The sequence below is a fragment of the Dyadobacter diqingensis genome, assembly GCF_024220585.1.
Lineage (GTDB): Bacteria > Bacteroidota > Bacteroidia > Cytophagales > Spirosomataceae > Dyadobacter > Dyadobacter diqingensis.
Map to the genome: position 1 here is coordinate 569,878 of NZ_JAMXKF010000003.1, position 17,527 is coordinate 587,404.

Here is a 17,527-nt window from a genome sequence, read left to right on the forward strand (position 1 = left end):
TTTACCAGGCCGTCCATCCGCCGTCGACAGATAGCAGGGAGCCTGTCATATAACTGGAGGCGTCGGAGGCCAGAAAAGTAAATGGGCCGGTTAGCTCATCCCGGTCACACATCCTGCCCATCGGAGATAACCGTGCGAAGTTTTCAAGAAAGGGTGTTTCATGGTTATTAAAGATCGCATGGGGAACGATGGCATTACAACGAATACCTTCACGGGCATAAAACGTGGCGACGTAGCGGGTGAAATTTGGGATAAATGATTTGGACGCTACGTAATCGACCGGTTTGAATTGTTGCTGACCGTCTCCGAAATTATAGAGCGTCTGATTTGGGGCTACAAGGGAATAAGTTGAGGCGACATTGATGATGTTGCCTGCATTTTGTCTGAGCATTTGGCGACAAACCTGCTGGGTTATCTGTATTGTCCCAATCAGGTTTACGTCGACTGAGTTTCGTAGTGATGCAATCGGATAGTTTTCAAAACGTGCGTTATGTTTACCTGCGGATTGTTCCGCATCAAATTTGGCGTCAATAGCGGCATTGTTTATCAATACGTCCAGACGGCCAAACTTCTGTACCGCAGCATTTACGGTATTGGCGCAACTTATTTCGCTGGTGATATCCAGTGTTTGGAAGAGAAACTGTTTTTCAGGAAAGCGAGCCGAAACGACATTTTCGACTTCGGGACGTTTATTTGTATCAATATCGGCCAGGATTATATACGCACCCTGATCAAGAAACGAGATTGAAACGGTCTGCCCGATCAGGCCATAGGCACCTGTGATCAAAATTACTTTTCCGGCAATGGAAAGCGAGGCGTGTGTGTGATAAGGCTGCTGCATACTATTGGCAAATGGTGATGATTCGTTCAGATTCATTCAGATATTGCAGAGAGGTTTCGTGAAAACATCCTTCGTTAATGCGGTTGAAGAAATCAGACGTCTGTGATTCATACAGCTGATTTCGATGGAAATCCGGGACTTTTCTTTGGCTGATAGAACCGTCGATATGGCAGATAACCAGTTCAGATTTAAGATAATCGACTTCCATGGAGCCCCGCTCAAACACGAAACGATACCAGCGGCGTGGAATTCGTTCATGAAAATTCATATGGCAGTGAGCTGTAATGCCATTTTCGTAGACAATCGAAATATCTGCCGCTGATTCCACATCGATTTCCAGCGGAGAAGAATAGCTTTTAAGTGTATTCCATTTTTTTACCAGGCTTCCGGAAAGCCAGTTTATCAGATCAAGGTCATGACTGAATGTAAGGGCAGCACCTCCGCCGAGATCCTTTCGGGCTGCATAAGATTTTCTGTAATCTTCCCAGGGATGCCAGTCCGGTAAATATTCTCCCCAATAACATTGCATACTGAGCAGAGAACCCATTTTGCTCGTTTCGACATATGTTTTTACCGTTTGAAATAGGGGATGATATCGCAGCATGTAGGCGACCTGGACGCAGATATTATTGTTTAGAACTGCATTTTTCAATTTTTGTATTCCTGTCAATGTATGAGACAAGGGTTTTTCTATCAAGACATAAATACCCTGTCCAGCACAAAATATCGCCTGTTCCATATGTTGTGAAGTGGGTGTACAGATTATCGCAGCCACTGGTTTTATTTCCTGGATTTTGTCAATGCTGGTGAAAATTTTAACTGAGCCCGAAGGCACATTTCGCAGGGGCAAATTCCTTTGCCGGTATACCCAGAGGTTGGTGTAACCCAGATTTTGCAGTACCTGGATATGCCGTTCGCCGATGGAACCGGCTCCCATAATCATGATCGGGTCGTTGTTTTTTATCATGGCAGAAATTTGATACAATCATACTTTCTTATCATTTCCTCTGCCCGGTTGAAATTATCAAGGTCATCAATGTCCAGCGCAAATTTTTGTTCGATGAGATAGGGCAGGATGGTATTGCCTGACATTGATTTTTGTTCCCGAATGACACGGGTTCTGATGACATCCAGCGTGCCGGTTTGCCAATAGATCTCCGGTAAATTTTGCCGTGGTTGATTGTACGGTTCTGAAATCACATCCAGATGTAGCAACGGTTTCATAGGTTGATCCTGATCCTCGACAATCCACATTTTAAAAGGGTTATTGAAGGCGGTTGTAACAACGCGAAGACTGTCTGCACCGGAATTGCGCAGTTTTGTAATACAATTTTCAATGTCATTGTTAAAACGGGCAGGAGAGGTTGGCCGAAGCTGGACCACCAGATCGGGAATATAATTTTTATGTTTTTCCAGCCATTCCAACGCATGGCGGAAAACTTCCAGATCCGTACTCATATCCTGCGCATATTCAGTCGGACGCATGAAGGGAACCTCTGCGCCATAACTTTTGGCTATTTCAGCAATCCGCTCAGAATCGGTCGAGACAATGACGCGGGAAATAAGCGGGCAATCCAATGCCGCCTTGATGCTGTACGCAATCAGCGGGTGGCCGGCCAATAATCTTATGTTTTTATCGGGAAGGCCTTTGCTGCCTCCGCGGGCTGGGATAATCGCTAAAACGTCTTCCAAAGTGTCTGATGTTTTAGTTTATCCAGTTGCGGCTTTTCAATGTCAAGAATATCCTTTTCTTTGAAATTTAATGCCTCATACGTATGATGCAGGTCTCTGACGAGTTTTTGGAGCCCGGGTACTTCCAGTGAGGCCGCATGATCTGTGCCTTTCCAGCTCCGGTCTTTTGTAAAATGACGTTCAATCCATTTTGCGCCCAGCGTGAAGGCTGCTATATCTACCGCGATACCCAAATGATGACCTGAAAAACCAATTTCTTTCACCCTGTTTTCAAAATGGCTCATTAATTTTTTGATTTCCAGTAAACAGACATCTGAGAAAGGAACAGGATAACCGGAGGTACAGCTGTACAAAACCAGCCGTGATCGGGCCTGATTTTCAGTTTCAAAAAAGTTGATGATATTCTCAATTTCTTTCCAGGTAGTCATGCCCACAGAAAGATGAACAGGCTCGTGATAGCTGTCACGGAGCAGTTTGAGCATGTCGAAATTGCAATTGCTGGCCGCAGGGACTTTGATAAAATCAGGATTCAGGCTTATTATTTCCTGTGCGGAAGTGACGTCCCAGACCGAGCAGGCATAACTGATTCCAATGGATTCGGCATATTGTTTCAGTTCCCAATGCTGCCGGATCGTGAATTCAAGCCTTTCCCTATGGGCACCATAAGTGCTGCCATACGCATGATAAAGAACCGGATGCGGTGCGTTGAATTGCTCGTCGGTCAGTAACTCCCTCGGATTTCTTTTCTGAAATTTTACATAATCGGCTTTACAATCTCTTGCCAGACTGATCAGCTCTTTGGCGGTGTCCATACTTCCCATATGGTTGCAGCCAATCTCCGCGACGATTTTTGGTCGTTGATATTGAACATAATTCATAGTGCGTGTGTGTCATGGTTATTTTTATTTATGGTTTACGCTGAGCCTGTTTTTAATTTTTGCCAATGTTCCTTCTTTCTTCAAATCTGCGTTCATGTAAGCATAATCATATCGGTAATAGCCATATTCGCTACCATGATGAGAAGCGTTGGTAACCGGATCATACAATGCGTCGGGGGAAAAATCATTGACGATCATCTGTATTTTACTGATTTCGTAATCTTTTGCCAGTTGGGAAGCAAGCTTATGAGAATCCTGATTGGAATACAACCAGCGTAAAATGAATATAACCATATGGCTGCTTGTCAACAACGGAATGTTATCTGAGACTAATCCAACAGGCGCGGTATCCAGGATAATGTAGTCGTAATTTGAACGACAAAACGATAACAGTTCCTGAAACTGATTTCCTTGTAAAAGCTCCGCAGGATTGAATGGGGCAGGTCCTGCTGCGATATAATCCAGGTTTTGTATGGTCGAGGATTTGACCGGTAGGGCTGACCCAGGTTTTTGGAGATACGTACTTAGTCCATCCCGGTTCATATCCTCAAAAAAATGATGCAATTGGGATTTCCGTAAATCACAGCTGATGACAATAACCCTTTTGCCGATTTTGGTAAGGGACAAAGCCAGGTTAACCGACACAAAAGTTTTACCTTCTCCAGAGGTTTCCGAGGTAATTAAAATTTGTTTTCCTTTTTCAGGATGAAGGTTTTCATCGGTTTTTAAAAAGCTGATTTTGGTACGTATTGCGCTTATTGACTCGGTGAAAATGGTATTACCGGCAAGGAATTTACTTAACTCCCGGATATTATCCTGGTCTGCCTTTGAATCGAAATGGTGAATAAGACCTAAAAGGCTGATAACGCCAGATTTTTCAATGAGCTCAATTCTGACAAATTTTGTATTGAAGTAACGCACCAGAAAGATTAAGGAAAGACCTGTCAGAACGCCCAGAAAAATAGATAAAGTAATGCTCTGCGCAGGTTTTGGTAAAACTTTATCTACTTCCATAAGCGTAATGACCTTAAAAGATGGAAGCATGCCGGCCCGTACAATCGAGGATTCAATTTCTTTATTCAACAATAACGAATAGATATTTTTATTAACCTCGAAGTTGCTCTGGAGATAAATGTAGTTTTTCTCAAGTGCCGGAATCTGATTAAACCGCTTTTTCAGGGATTGGATGTTGGAATCCAGTATTTTAGTAACGGCAGTATTTTTTTGTTTTTGCAGCGATATGTTGTCCAGAATCTGTCTGCGATATCTTCCAAGTTCTTCGTCCAGATTTTTAACTGCCGGAGCGCTAGCACTGTATTTGACCAGTAGTTCTTTTCGTCTGGAAATTAACACATTGAATTGTTCCAGTAACCCGACAAGCACAGCATCCGTAGTTCCGTCCAACCCAACTGAAAGGTAGTTTACAGGCTCAAACGTGGCCCCCAGATTATTTTCCAGCATGGTGATATAAGCCTTCTGAATCTCGGATTCATTCTTACGCTGCTCGGCTTCCCGGGCTTTCCCGGATATTTCAGTAGCTGATGCGTCGATATCCAGCACCGTATTTTTCTGCTTAAAAACTTCCAGCGCACGGGCGGCTTCTTTCAAAGCGGTAGCATATATTTTTACCTGTTCCTCAATAAACCTGAGCGTCAAATCAGAGGAACGTTGTTTTTGTTTAAGATCATGTTCCTGATATGATTCCAGCAGTTTCTCTAAAAAATCTTTGGCAAATGGCCGGTTATGATGTTTGAAAGAAAGCGTAAGCACGGGCATTTCTTCTTCAACTTCCTTTACTTCAATGTGTTTGATGAAGTCCCGGGCCAGCATCGATGGATTGTTAAAGACAAACTTAAAGGCATAGTCATCCGCGATATTTATTTGTTCAACAACAAAAGACAAACCCGGGACTGTAAAAGTGGAACCCTGGATCAGTGCTGTTGCTTTTTTTAAACGGGCAGACTGGTAGGAGATCTGGCGTGTTTTATCAATTAAAAAAGAGCCATTTTCGAAAGTGGCCGGATCAAAATCAAGCACTCTAAGGTGCAGCGGTTTAACGGGATACAGATCGATCTCGCGAAAATCTTTGAGCCTGTAAAAAGTAAAAGGATTATCAAGTTTTATCAGGGCATTTTCGACAACCTCCTGCGATCGAATATTATACTTTTCGGTAAGATAATCGGAACTGCCGTTATTAATGAGGAAGGTCGGTTTGGCGCTTGAAATTTCATCCAGCTCCGACTGCCGCTCTGAATATTTCAGGTTTGTGGTGGCAATGTATTCCGGCGTGATAAGTTTCAGGTATAGAAAACACAGCACTCCGAAAAATAATAGTGATCCGGCCAGCCAGTACCAGCGGCTGCGAATCACCTTGAAAACCTTTTGGAAATCGAGGGAATCAGAGTGATTAAGAAATTCTTCAAAAAAAGCACTGTCATTCCCTTTGTTCATGCTGTGTCAGTCAGAATGTAAAGTATGATTCAGTAGTTTGAAATCCCTTAAACTTTCGAAATAAGGATTCTCAACAGCCTGTTTTATATACTTATACTGACTAACTCTGTGAAGGTCACTTCCCAGTGCGCCAATCCAGCCTTGCTGAATCAGCCTTTCCGCCATAATTTGCTCTGTGGGCCCATATGCGCCGCCAATGGAGAGTAAATTTATTTGGAAAATAACACCGAGCTCATAAATCTCGTTGTAACGTTCCGGGTTATTATGCCACGCTTTGTATCGTTCCGGATGTGCCACTACGGGCTGATAACCTTTCAAAATCATCTCCTTTAAAATATCTCTGAAATAAACCAGATCGTGACGGAGCGACGTTTCAACCAGCACGTAATTGCCTGCCAGTGGGAGAATTTCATCCTTGTCCAGCAATGTCAGGAAATAGTCGTCGGCAAAATATTCAGCGGCATATTTGATGACAAGGTCAGGATATTGTTCACGGGTGATCTCGGTAAGCCGGAGCCAGGCATTGTGGATAGATTCCTGTGTATTGACGAAAAAATCCATCCGGATATGGGGTGTTGCAATGATCTTTCTGATTCCTGCGCGATAATGTGCATCGACAAGAGCCAGGCTGTCATTCAGATTTTGTGCCCCGTCGTCGATGCCCGGAAGCACATGCATATGAAGGTCACAGCCAAGCGTTTTCAGGATTTCATTATTCTCAGAATCTACAATAGCGGGAATCATTATTTGGTAAGATTAATCACAAGTAATGCGAGGTTGAGTGCAATCAGCACGGGTTGAAGAAGTATCAGTTTGCGGGATAATTTCACGGAGCGCATGCCTTCTTTTGAGGGCGGGATATAAATAATATCGTTGTCATACACAGCAAGGTTCATAATTCTCGGGTCGCCAAGTTGCTGGAAATCGTACTCAATTATTTTCTGTTCCTGACCGTCGCCCCGGATAATCTGAATTTTTTCTCCTGCTTCATTGAATTTTATTCCGCCTGCTTTTGCCAATACTTCGCCAAGCGATTGCGTCTCTTTATCCAACGCAATAACCCCCTGAATGTTACAGGCACCGAGGACTTTCACCCGTAAATTGGTAATTGTTACTTCAAAGATGGGATCGCGTACAATATCTTTGTAACGAAGCGCCAGTGAATCGGCAAGTCCTGCCCGGGTCAGCCCCGCTACATGAATCTTGCCGATTTCGGGCATATTAATTGTACCGTCTTCGTGTACGCCTGTTTGATAACCGCCGGTATCAGTACCCGAAGCCCCGGATGTTTTGGCCGGATCGGGGAATAAAGCTGAAAACCAGTTCAGGTTGTTAACCAATAACTTATCCCCTGATTTAATCAGGTAAGCACTTTTGAATTGCTGTACCGGATTGTCAGTGAAATTTTCTGATCTGATTTCAGGTAAATTTCTTTGAGATTTACAACCGGACATGATTACCAGCAACAGCAAAGCTGCGCTGGTAGCGGCCTGAGATTTCATATTTAAAAGCACCCGAAGGCGTTATAGTGTGTGTTATTTTTACTTATTCACCGAAATGAACACGTACTTTTTTTAATGCCGAGCCGATAACCTGGTGCATATCATAGTAACGATATTCCGCCAGACGACCGCCAAATATGACGTTGCCTTCATTAGCGGCTAAATCTTTATATTGGCTGAACACGGCCGTATTCTTATCGTCATTCACAGGATAGTAAGGCTCTGCACCCGTTGTCCACTCTGACGGATATTCATGTGTAATAACCGTTTTAGGCTGCGTACCGAATTCGAAATGCTTGTGCTCAATGATACGGGTAAAAGGCGTTTCGGCATCCGTGTAATTGATTACGGCATTCCCCTGGTAGTTTTCCTGGTCCAGCAGCTGATTGTCAAATTTTAGACTGCGGTATTCCAGCGAGCCGTGGCTGAAATTGAAATATTCGTCAATCTGGCCTGTATAAACAATCGTTTCCGCCAGTGCGCTTAATTCCTCGCGGTTTTGGAAAAAGTCCGTGTCAAGTCTTACTTCAATACCTTCCAGTAAACCTTCGGTTAACTTGTTGTAGCCGCCGATCGGAATACCCTGATATTTGTCGTTGAAGTAGTTGTTATCATATGTAAAACGCACCGGAAGTCTTTTGATGATAAAATCAGGAAGTTCGGTTGCTTTTCTGCCCCACTGTTTTTCGGTATATCCTTTGATCAGCTTTTCATAAATATCAACGCCAACCAGAGAAATAGCCTGCTCTTCCAGGTTTTTTGGGTTGGTAATGCCTGCTTCTTTTACCTGCTCCTGGATTTTCGCTTTCGCTTCCGCCGGTGTGCGCACCTTCCACAACTGGTAAAAGGTATTCATGTTAAAAGGAAGGTTGTAAAGTTCACCGTTATAGTTAGCAACCGGCGAATTGGTGTAGCGGTTGAACTCCACAAAAGAGTTTACATAGTCCCAGATCTCTTTATCGTTGGTATGGAAAATATGCGCACCGTATTTGTGAACATTGATACCTTCTACGTTTTCGCAGTAGGTATTGCCTCCCGTATGTGTGCGTCGGTCGATAACCAGACATTTTTTACCTCTTTTTGTAGCTTCATGCGCAAAAACAGAACCCCACAGTCCTGCACCTACTATTAAATAATCGTATTGAGCCATGTTTGATTTTGTGTGAATATTTTTAACGGTGTGATGATAAGGCAAAGCTAATGAATTGAAATGAGAAAGGCTCCCATCGGGAGCCTTTCTCATTTCAATAGAATTTATATTCTTACTTATGGAAGAAGTTTCAATTCTACACGACGGTTTTTCAATAGACCATCACGTGTTGCACTGTCAGCGATTGGTTTGAATGAACCGAAGTAGTCTACGATTACTTTGCTAGGATCTTTCAAGCCAGCTTCGTTGATAAGGAAGTTTTTAACTGCATCCACACGACGGCGAGAAAGTGCCATGTTGTAACGATCCGTGGCACGACGGTCAGCGTGACCAGCCAATTGCAGACGACATCCGTTTTTGTTCATCAACATTGCAACGTTTTTCAACATATCCTGGAATTCAGGTTTAAGAACGTTTTTGTCCGTATCGAACTGAACGTTTGCAAAGATTTCGCTACAAGCTGCTCCTGTTGCAAGTGCATTTTTAACGTAAGTATCAAAGTCAAGTACACGACCGCTACCGTCAACAATGCTTCCGGCTGGAGAATTTGGTTCTTTATCGAAGAAGTCAGAAACACCGTCACCGTCAGTATCAAGAAGCAATCTTGGATCGATATCCTTTGGACGGTTTGCTTTTGCAACTGAGTCCATTTCTTCAAGTGTAAGGATCTTAACAGGCTTCAACAATACTTTTGGGTCTGTGTAACGAAGGTGGTAGTATCCATCTTCTGGTTTGTAAGCCCATTTTCCGTCTTCTTTCTTAACTTTAAGTGGTTTCTTACCAAGTTTGTAAGTCAAAACAACAGAACCGTATCCGTAGCTATCCAATTCAGAATTTCCTTTGCGGGAAGTTTTGGCATCTTTGATAGCAGTAAGGTTTGCATTTCTGTCGTAGTCACCACCCCAGGTAGCATCCAGATAATCAGAATTTGTATAGTTCAGACGGAAGTCAAGTCCAAGGTCAAGACGTGGAGTCAATTCGTAGCTCACGTTAAGACCTGTTGGAATGATCCAGTCATTTTTCTTGCCAGTTTCACGCACTTTTGGTTCGCTTGGAGACAAGTCATAAGCTTTGGAATCATAGAAAATTTGACCAAACCCAACGTAAGCGTCAACTTTCCAACGCTTCATTTTATTAGGGCCCATCAAAAGACCTTTAAGGTTAACAGTTCCTGACAAAGAAACGTCCTGGTAGTTAGCCTGGAAGAAACGGCTGTAATTACGACGTTTCATACCTTTCAATGTACCGATAGATCCGTCCAAACGAGCACCAAACAAATATGAAAGTTGTTTGTTGATTGTAATGCCTCCTTGAAAAGTTCCTGATTCTTTGCGGCTGTCGTCGCTATCTTTATTAACAGGCCAGAAATCGTATTCTCTCAAATCACCGAAAAACATAGATGGACCTCCATGAATCGCAATTGACCATGTATTCAATTTGTAAGGGCCGTCGTACGTAGCTTTTGGATTGTAATCCGGAGAATTCGGTTGCTCTAAGGGTTGTGCTACTGAAGGCAAAGCCATCAATGACCCCAAGGCAAGCGAACAAATCAACTGGGATACTTTTTTCATACTATTCAAGTTAGCGTTATTAAGATTAACTAGGATTGATCTTTAATAATCAATTTATAATAAAAACAATATATTTTTTCGTGGCCAGATATTCTATTATCAAATGCCTAGTGGGCACAAAATTAGATTAACAATGTCATTTTATCAACTTCTATTTTTGAAATACCTCAATAAAACTGCAATTAAAACAAATTCTTCCCGAAAGAAATGTTCTTTTTCTAACTTTCAAAGGCGTTGCATTAATTTTTTTTCGATTTCTTTTTTCCAGGTTGTAAATGTGCCTTCGATTATTTTCTCTCTTGCTGTATTTACAAGCCACAAATAGAAAGTCAGATTGTGTACACTTGCGATCTGCGCACCCAACATCTCCTCTGATTTCACCAGATGACGAAGGTACGCTTTAGAATAGAATGTACTGACATAACCCCCGAGATTTTTGTCTATTGGAGATAAATCATCTTTCCACTTTTCATTTTTTATGTTTATTATGCCTTCGGTAGTAAAAATCATGCCATTACGGGCATTACGGGTCGGCATTACACAATCGAACATATCTACACCCAACGCGATGCATTCAAGAATGTTGGCAGGTGTGCCGACGCCCATCAGATAACGTGGTTTATCTTTTGGCAAAATGTCGCAAACGACCTCCGTAAGTTCGTACATTATTTCGGCCGGCTCGCCTACGGATAATCCGCCAATGGCATTTCCCTCGCGTTCGTAAGAGGCAATCACCTCGGCCGATTGTTTTCTAAGGTCTTTATACACACTTCCTTGCACAATCGGGAACAATGTCTGGCTATGTCCGTATAATGGCTGCGTCTCGTCAAAGCGGGTGCAGCAGCGTCCCAGCCAGCGATGCGTCATTTCCATGGAATTTCGTGCATAGGTAAAGTCGCAGGGGTAGGGTGTACACTCATCAAATGCCATGATAATATCGGCACCAATGGTACGCTGGATGTCCATAACGCCTTCGGGCGTGAAAGTGTGTATCCCACCATCAATGTGTGACTTAAATACCACACCTTGTTCGTTAATTTTCCTCCCAGTTCCAGCCAGGGAATAAACCTGATATCCGCCGCTATCGGTAAGGATCGGTTTGTCCCAGCCATTAAATTTATGGAGTCCGCCTGCTTTCTGGAGAATGTCCAGTCCCGGGCGGAGATACAGGTGGTATGTATTGCCTAATATAATTTGTGCCTTGATATCCTCTTTCAGCTCCCGCTGGTGAACCGCCTTTACTGTACCGGCAGTACCGACGGGCATGAAAATCGGCGTTTGAATTGTTCCATGGTCGGTTTCCACAACACCAGCGCGTGCTTTTGATTGCGGATCCTGAGTTTGTAACGTGAACTTCATTAATGGTATTAATAAATATGAGTCTGCAAAAATAGGCGGTAGGCAACTAACATTCCTGACAATGACTGTATATTTGTGGGATTAGATATAGAAAAAATTTACAACCCCCCGATATCGTGACAGATTCTCTACTTTATGCGCTTGGCGCATTTGTTCTGATTCAGCTGTTTTATTACCTTTTTGTTTTTACACGCCTGGCATTTTACGGGAGAAGTACAAATTACGGAAATGAAGCCCCTGGTGTGACTGTATTGGTTTGTGCCTGGAATGAAAAGGAAAATCTTACAGAGTTATTGCCACTTTTGGACGCGCAGGAATATCCGGAATTCGAAGTAATTCTGCTGGACGACCGTTCTGACGACGGAAGTGAGGATTTTATGCGTGAAAATATTCACAGCTGGAAAAATATCCGTTACATCCGTATCAACGACGAATTTGCGCACGTGACGCCTAAGAAATATGCTTTAACCGTGGGGATGAAGCAGGCAAAGTTTCCGGTGGCATTGATGACCGACGCAGATTGCCGCCCAAATTCATTACACTGGATTACCGCGATGACTTCTCAGATTAATGAAGAGAAAAATATCGTAATCGGTTTTTCGCCGTATGAAAAGGAATCGGGCTTGTTAAACTGGTTTATCAGGTGTGAGACTTTTTACGCCGCTGTTCAATATCTTTCCTTCTCACTGTCGGGGCTGACCTATATGGGCGTAGGACGGAATATCATGTACAAAACGCAGGTGTTTTTTGCCAACAAAGGTTTTTACCGGCACCGCCATATTATGGGAGGGGATGATGATATTTTTTTAAATGAAGTGTCAACCAGTTCCAATACGGCCATATCCATCGAACCTGAATCTTTTGTTTACTCCAAGCCTAAATCTACCTGGTCGGGGTGGCTGCGGCAAAAAAGAAGACATCTGGCGGTTAGCCAGTTTTACCGGAAACGGAATAAGGTCATGCTGGGAATTCTTTCGGCATCGCATGTGGCAGTCTGGCTTTTGGGCCTGCTTACACTGACCTACGCATTGGTTAGTAAAGATATTCTTTTGCTTCAGGAGCTGGGGATCGTTGTTGGAGTACGCTGGATAATCCAGTGGGTACTCTTTTTTATCATCAATAGAAAACTGGATAATACCGTTGAGTGGTTCAGCTTTTTGTTGATGGATTTTGCATTTTTTATTTATTATGTCTTCTTCGGCTTTTTTGTGATGACAAGAAGAAAACCACGAACCTCATGGAATTAATCTTAAAATACTTTCCGGATTTAACTGATACGCAGCGTGAGAAATTTGCACGTCTGGAAGAATTGTATCAGGACTGGAATTCAAAAGTGAACGTAATTTCCCGCCAGGATATCGATACTTTATATGAAAGGCACGTCTTACATTCTCTGGGCATTGCGAAAGTGATGCAGTTTAAATCGGGTACATCGGTGCTGGATGTGGGAACCGGAGGCGGATTTCCCGGCATCCCCCTTGCGATTATGTTCCCGGATACCCAGTTTCATCTGGTGGACAGCATTGGTAAAAAAATCAGGGTGGTTCAGGAGATCGCAACGGCGCTTGATCTGAAAAATGTGAAAGCAGAGCAGATCAGGGCTGAAAAGCTGGATGATACCTATGAGTTTGTTGTGAGCCGCGCTGTGACACGTATCACGCCTTTTGTGGGGTGGGTGCGCAAGAATATCAGCCGCAATTCATTTCATACGCTTAGGAACGGTATTTTATATCTAAAAGGCGGTGATCTTACCGAAGAACTTGCCGAGCTTAAAATGAAAACACGGAGTTATGATCTGTCGGACTATTTTGAGGAAGAATTTTTTGAAACAAAAAAGGTAGTATACGTACCTTTGTGACCATTTTTTTGATCAGCGTAAACTTTTTCTAACGATAATAATATGAATGAGCGTTTTAAGGCCAGTGGGCTAATGAATCCCCTTTTTCCGGACGAAGTAACATTTGGAGAAAAAGGAGTGACTTTTAAAGTGAAGAAACTTTTCAGAAGTACGGACAACTTTGTTTTCTATTCGGATATTTCAGGAGTCGAAATTGAAAATAGTATCTTTTTTTCAACCATTCGGGTGATCCCTCGCATGCGTCCTGAAATAATTATCAATAATTTTTCGAAGGGAGATGCCAAGAAAGTCAAGGAGTTAATCCTTCAGCAGGTTCAAAGTTAAAAAATATTTTTGCCTGAGACTTGCGTCATATTTATCGAATCCCTATATTTGCACCATAATTCAGATACACAATCGGATTTGAAATTCCTGAATAGCTCAGCCGGTTAGAGCATCTGACTGTTAATCAGAGGGTCGTTGGTTCGAGCCCAACTTCGGGAGCCCTGAATTAGAAGCACTTACGAGATAAAACTTGTAAGTGCTTTTTTTATTTGCAAACAATTTCACAAACATCTTTTATCTTAATATCTGACTACGTTAATTAATGAAGGATCGGTAAACAATCTGAAAAGTCGGAAGAATTAAAATGCTCATAAGTATTAAGGTTGTAAGTAGGTTTTTTTTGACAGTCCCTTTTGGAGCATTTTCATTTCGTAGCATAGTTAGGTTGAATGCTCCCAATCATATTTTGTACAGAATCTAGTTCTTGTAAATTGATCGAGGTATTTTCTTGCTTTTTATCTATAACGAAGGAGCAGATGTACAAATCACTTGTCTTTCCAGTAATCCAATAATAGACAACTTGTTCATCATCATCTTGAATCGATTCTTCCTTGTAGTGCGCACAATTAAATGATCCCAATCTTATATTTTGAACACCTTCCTTAGCAAGTTCTTCCTCAATATACTGACTGGCTTTATCCTCAGAAGAATCTATAAGGTCTGTCCATCGAAAAGATGTTATTCTAAAATTACCTGTCCATGATTTTGCTGCTGCATTAAAAAATGCATAATTATCAGAATCATCTCCATCATTATATTCTTCCCATCCATCGGGCAGGGAAAGAGAAAACCAACCATTTCTAGAAATAAAATGCTTACTACTCATAACGTCTTTTTTACGGATGCTTACAGTGAATAATGAAAAACAACGTAAATATAGTCTTAGAGAATGGAATTGCTTGTGATATGAGATAAGTCTGTGATGGAGTTTGGATCTCTCTGAGGTGCTAAAAAATACACTTAAAGAGAGTGTAACATTAATATGCTATAAATGTATTGGTTTTCTTAAATTCGGGCCTCTTTTATTATACAATATTTAGCCATAGATCCGCTACCTAACATTAACGTTCACAAATTAAGTTTAAAGGACAGGGGGTGTATCCAACTACTAAAACACTAGTGGGGGGTTGTTCAATAAGGGGTAGCCATCAATTCGTATATCAAAACTACATATTAAAAAAAAGTTGCCGTAGTAACATAGCAGCAAAGTCCATATATTGTTGCTTAGGTAAAAGGAGCTCTTTAATAAATTTTGCTATAAACAAGAAAGAATTATCATATCGTGATGATTACTGTTTTCTAAAGAATTATTGGGTTATTACGCCTCTTATTTTTTATACATAAAAATAGCTGGCTAGATTTGACTATTTAATAATTGATATGGTTGTACTAAATGATTTAAAACAAGCCTTGATTAATCTAAATGGTAAAGGTTCATTAAAAGAGATTTTCAGGGAGTATAGTAAACTAAATAGAAATCCTATTATGTCAACTGTGAGGAGAACGTTGCAGCAACATTCATCGGATACTAAGTCTTATTCAAATAAAGAAGACCTATTTTTTTCAGTAGAAGGTTTGGGTAAAGGTATCTGGGGTTTAAGAAACTTTGAAGTTTTTAACATTCGAAACGAGAATTATACAAGCTTTCGAGTTGGTAATGAAACGCCAGAACGGCATATAGCTGTTTACAATAGAATTAAGCGAGATACCCTACTTGTTCAGGAAATTAAGAGGATGGTAAAAAGTACCTGTCAACTATGTCAAGAAAATATTGAATTTCCCAATGGTAAGCTGTATTCCGAAGGGCACCATTTGCGTCCCTTGGGGCAGCCTCATAATGGCCCTGACGTTAAACATAACATAATTATTTTATGTCCTAATTGTCATGTAAGGTGCGATAACGGATTGGTCTGGCTTGATAGGAAGAAAATTGCCAACAATAAGCAAGGAGTTGGGCAAGAATTTATCGATTATCATAATCTCAGAATATTCAAAGTGCCGCAATAATATGATACAAACAGTAGCGTGGTTTTAAGCTTACCTTAGCTATTAAAAAAGCTGCAATGAGAACTTTATACCCGATATTTGTGAACCAAATTCAAATAACGAGGTTCATTTTCCGAAAAAATACTACCGTAATAAGTAGCCTTTTTTGTTTGTATCCTTTATCTTACCATCTTCGATAGTTGCGGATGTAATTGAAATAGGGTCTCTTCGTTTCTACGAAATAACGTGTTACGCTGCTACACTATCACAGGTTTTTCCTATTACCACTTCTTTGCCAGATATTAAGTGCACTACTCTAGTTTGATTTTCATCTCTATTTTTCCGATTTATTGGACAGAAGTTAAGGACTACCAGAAAGAAGTAAATTTAATTGTTGTTTATTTTAAAAATATTTTAGAGTCAGGAAAGTTAACGAATGTGTAATCTTCAACTGAAATATTTATGGTCTTCTTAAATTTGCTTAATGGAATTAACAATTTGTCAGATAAGTATTTATCGACAACATGATATCTAATTATGTCGTCGAAATAGTATTCTGACGATGAATCTTTTGTTTTTTCGTTATATATATCATTACCATTTAGTGTAACAGAAGATATAGTAACCTCTTGTTCGTTTATGTGATCCTTTGCTTTTGTTTCAATTGCGAAAATATTGATAACAACCCCATCCCTATCAATATCTGGGATGTAAAATAAGCTTTGCCGATATGGAACTAAAATATCTCTTAAAAATTCTAAGGTTGCTGAAAATTTAGGTAATTCAATTAAATTTAAAATTTCATTGAAAAATGTTGAATTAATTTGGTTTTGTCTAAAACTTCCTTCTGAATTAAAGTATAAGTCGTAGCAGATTCCGTTTATGACGTGAATTTGTAAGTGGGCACTTAAGTTAGAAATTTGCTTTTCTAACTGCCGTACAAAATTAATACAATTAAAAGAGCCCTGATGAGCCGCTCTTAAAATTAATCGCCCGCAAATAAATAATTGGTTCTTATCTATATTGTTTAAGTTAATGGCGCAAAAAGAGTCAACTGCATTGTTTTGCGAATAAAAGTTACCAGATTTTAAGTCGCTGATTATTTCATCAATCGCAGAATCGCCAATAACATACTGGTTGTCCTTGATAACATTTAATGAATAGGGAAGATTTAAACTGTGAACTAATTGCCCATTGTTAAAGCAAAAATTTCCAATTAAAGAGGTGTGTTCCCAACTTACCTGACTTCCTTTCGAAAAAGTAAACACTGTACCTCGGACTCTTTTAAATAACTCTTCTATTTTTAGGTGAGGTTCAAGTATATGTTCAAGTAGTGCACTTGTATATAAGCCATTTGCACCTTGGCCATCTTTTGCTCGCTGCCCTGGAGATGTAGAGAATGCTATTAGGGTTCCTCTCGGAGCAAAAACTGGCGCCAAAACGTTCTGGGAAATACCCCTTGATCGGGACGCTTTGAAAGGGTCATCGCGACATGCATCTAAAATTATTATGTTGACTTTCGTCCCTGACCTATCCATTACAGAAATAACTTCGTTTAAAGATAGAGAAGTATAAATGGCTCTACCTTCACTTGCGAAATCTGTTTGAACCGATGTCAAATAATTTGTATCATTAATTTGAATTGCATGCCCTGCAAAATAAAAAATTGCTATGTCATAATTTTTTATTTCTTCTCTAAATTTTACAAATGCTTCATTTTGAGATATGTATCCTGCGTTTGTTTCTAGTATCAAATCATATCCCAATCGTTGAAAAATTAAGGAAATACTGTTAGCATCATTTACTGCATTGTTTAAACTGTGATCTGGATAGTCATCATTTCCTATAACTAACGCTATTGTCTTATTATACATCTATGCGAGATTTAATACTTATTTTGGTCGCTACAATGTGA

The 17,527-nt window shown here is 40.8% G+C and carries 16 protein-coding genes and 1 tRNA gene; 5 read left to right on the plus strand and 12 right to left on the minus strand.

The genetic code is table 11. The features are described from left to right. Position 1 precedes the first annotated feature (1 nt). From M1L62_RS11605 to tgt, 10 genes are all read right to left on the minus strand, one after another. Positions 2–877, minus strand: a complete 876-nt coding sequence (locus M1L62_RS11605) for an SDR family oxidoreductase (protein WP_254413199.1) — start codon at positions 875–877, stop codon at positions 2–4. Beyond that, complete coding sequence (locus tag M1L62_RS11610) at positions 843–1,808, minus strand: Gfo/Idh/MocA family protein (RefSeq protein ID WP_254413200.1); 966 nt, start codon at positions 1,806–1,808, stop codon at positions 843–845. Before M1L62_RS11610 ends, M1L62_RS11605 begins: the two co-directional genes overlap by 35 nt. Continuing rightward, on the minus strand, positions 1,805–2,533 hold the full coding sequence (locus M1L62_RS11615; RefSeq protein WP_254413201.1) for an acylneuraminate cytidylyltransferase family protein: 729 nt from the start codon (positions 2,531–2,533) through the stop codon (positions 1,805–1,807). Before M1L62_RS11615 ends, M1L62_RS11610 begins: the two co-directional genes overlap by 4 nt. After that, positions 2,518–3,411, minus strand: coding sequence for an N-acetylneuraminate synthase family protein (locus tag M1L62_RS11620; protein ID WP_254413202.1), 894 nt, complete (start codon positions 3,409–3,411; stop codon positions 2,518–2,520). The genes M1L62_RS11615 and M1L62_RS11620 overlap by 16 nt, the downstream gene beginning before the upstream one ends. A 24-nt stretch (positions 3,412–3,435) precedes the next feature. Beyond that, positions 3,436–5,862, minus strand: a complete 2,427-nt coding sequence (locus tag M1L62_RS11625) for a GumC family protein (protein WP_254413203.1) — start codon at positions 5,860–5,862, stop codon at positions 3,436–3,438. A 6-nt stretch (positions 5,863–5,868) separates the two neighbouring features. Continuing rightward, positions 5,869–6,606, minus strand: a complete 738-nt coding sequence (locus tag M1L62_RS11630) for a tyrosine-protein phosphatase (RefSeq protein ID WP_254413204.1) — start codon at positions 6,604–6,606, stop codon at positions 5,869–5,871. After that, on the minus strand, positions 6,606–7,364 hold the full coding sequence (locus M1L62_RS11635; protein ID WP_254413205.1) for a polysaccharide biosynthesis/export family protein: 759 nt from the start codon (positions 7,362–7,364) through the stop codon (positions 6,606–6,608). The genes M1L62_RS11630 and M1L62_RS11635 overlap by 1 nt, the downstream gene beginning before the upstream one ends. 43 nt (positions 7,365–7,407) lie before the next feature. After that, on the minus strand, positions 7,408–8,607 hold the full coding sequence (gene glf / locus M1L62_RS11640; RefSeq protein ID WP_254413206.1) for a UDP-galactopyranose mutase: 1,200 nt from the start codon (positions 8,605–8,607) through the stop codon (positions 7,408–7,410). A 23-nt stretch (positions 8,608–8,630) separates the two neighbouring features. Then, positions 8,631–10,085 (minus strand): OmpA family protein, encoded by a 1,455-nt coding sequence (locus tag M1L62_RS11645; protein WP_254413207.1) that lies wholly within the window; start codon positions 10,083–10,085, stop codon positions 8,631–8,633. Positions 10,086–10,310: 225 nt separating this feature from the next. Continuing rightward, positions 10,311–11,444, minus strand: a complete 1,134-nt coding sequence (gene tgt / locus M1L62_RS11650) for a tRNA guanosine(34) transglycosylase Tgt (protein ID WP_254413208.1) — start codon at positions 11,442–11,444, stop codon at positions 10,311–10,313. Positions 11,445–11,560: 116 nt separating this feature from the next. On the opposite strand from tgt, the gene M1L62_RS11655 reads away from it, so the two are divergent. From M1L62_RS11655 to M1L62_RS11670, 4 genes are all read left to right on the plus strand, one after another. Next, positions 11,561–12,691, plus strand: a complete 1,131-nt coding sequence (locus tag M1L62_RS11655) for a glycosyltransferase (RefSeq protein WP_254413209.1) — start codon at positions 11,561–11,563, stop codon at positions 12,689–12,691. Continuing rightward, complete coding sequence (gene rsmG / locus M1L62_RS11660) at positions 12,682–13,302, plus strand: 16S rRNA (guanine(527)-N(7))-methyltransferase RsmG (RefSeq protein WP_254413210.1); 621 nt, start codon at positions 12,682–12,684, stop codon at positions 13,300–13,302. Before M1L62_RS11655 ends, rsmG begins: the two co-directional genes overlap by 10 nt. Before the next feature lie 42 nt (positions 13,303–13,344). Continuing rightward, a complete protein-coding gene (locus M1L62_RS11665; protein ID WP_254413211.1) occupies positions 13,345–13,626 on the plus strand; it encodes a hypothetical protein in 282 nt (93 codons plus the stop codon). Positions 13,627–13,711: 85 nt separating this feature from the next. After that, positions 13,712–13,785 (plus strand) — tRNA-Asn (locus M1L62_RS11670). A gap of 205 nt (positions 13,786–13,990) precedes the next feature. Here the strand turns inward: M1L62_RS11670 and M1L62_RS11675 are convergent. Beyond that, entirely contained in the window at positions 13,991–14,452 is a 462-nt protein-coding gene (locus tag M1L62_RS11675; RefSeq protein ID WP_254413212.1) for a DUF3805 domain-containing protein, read from the minus strand. A 554-nt stretch (positions 14,453–15,006) separates the two neighbouring features. On the opposite strand from M1L62_RS11675, the gene M1L62_RS11680 reads away from it, so the two are divergent. Then, the gene (locus M1L62_RS11680) at positions 15,007–15,633 is read left to right on the plus strand and encodes an HNH endonuclease (protein WP_254413213.1); all 627 of its coding nucleotides are present in this window, start codon (positions 15,007–15,009) and stop codon (positions 15,631–15,633) included. A gap of 377 nt (positions 15,634–16,010) precedes the next feature. Here the strand turns inward: M1L62_RS11680 and M1L62_RS11685 are convergent, their stop codons facing one another. Beyond that, on the minus strand, positions 16,011–17,486 hold the full coding sequence (locus M1L62_RS11685) for a caspase family protein (RefSeq protein ID WP_254413214.1): 1,476 nt from the start codon (positions 17,484–17,486) through the stop codon (positions 16,011–16,013). Positions 17,487–17,527: the final 41 nt, after the last annotated feature.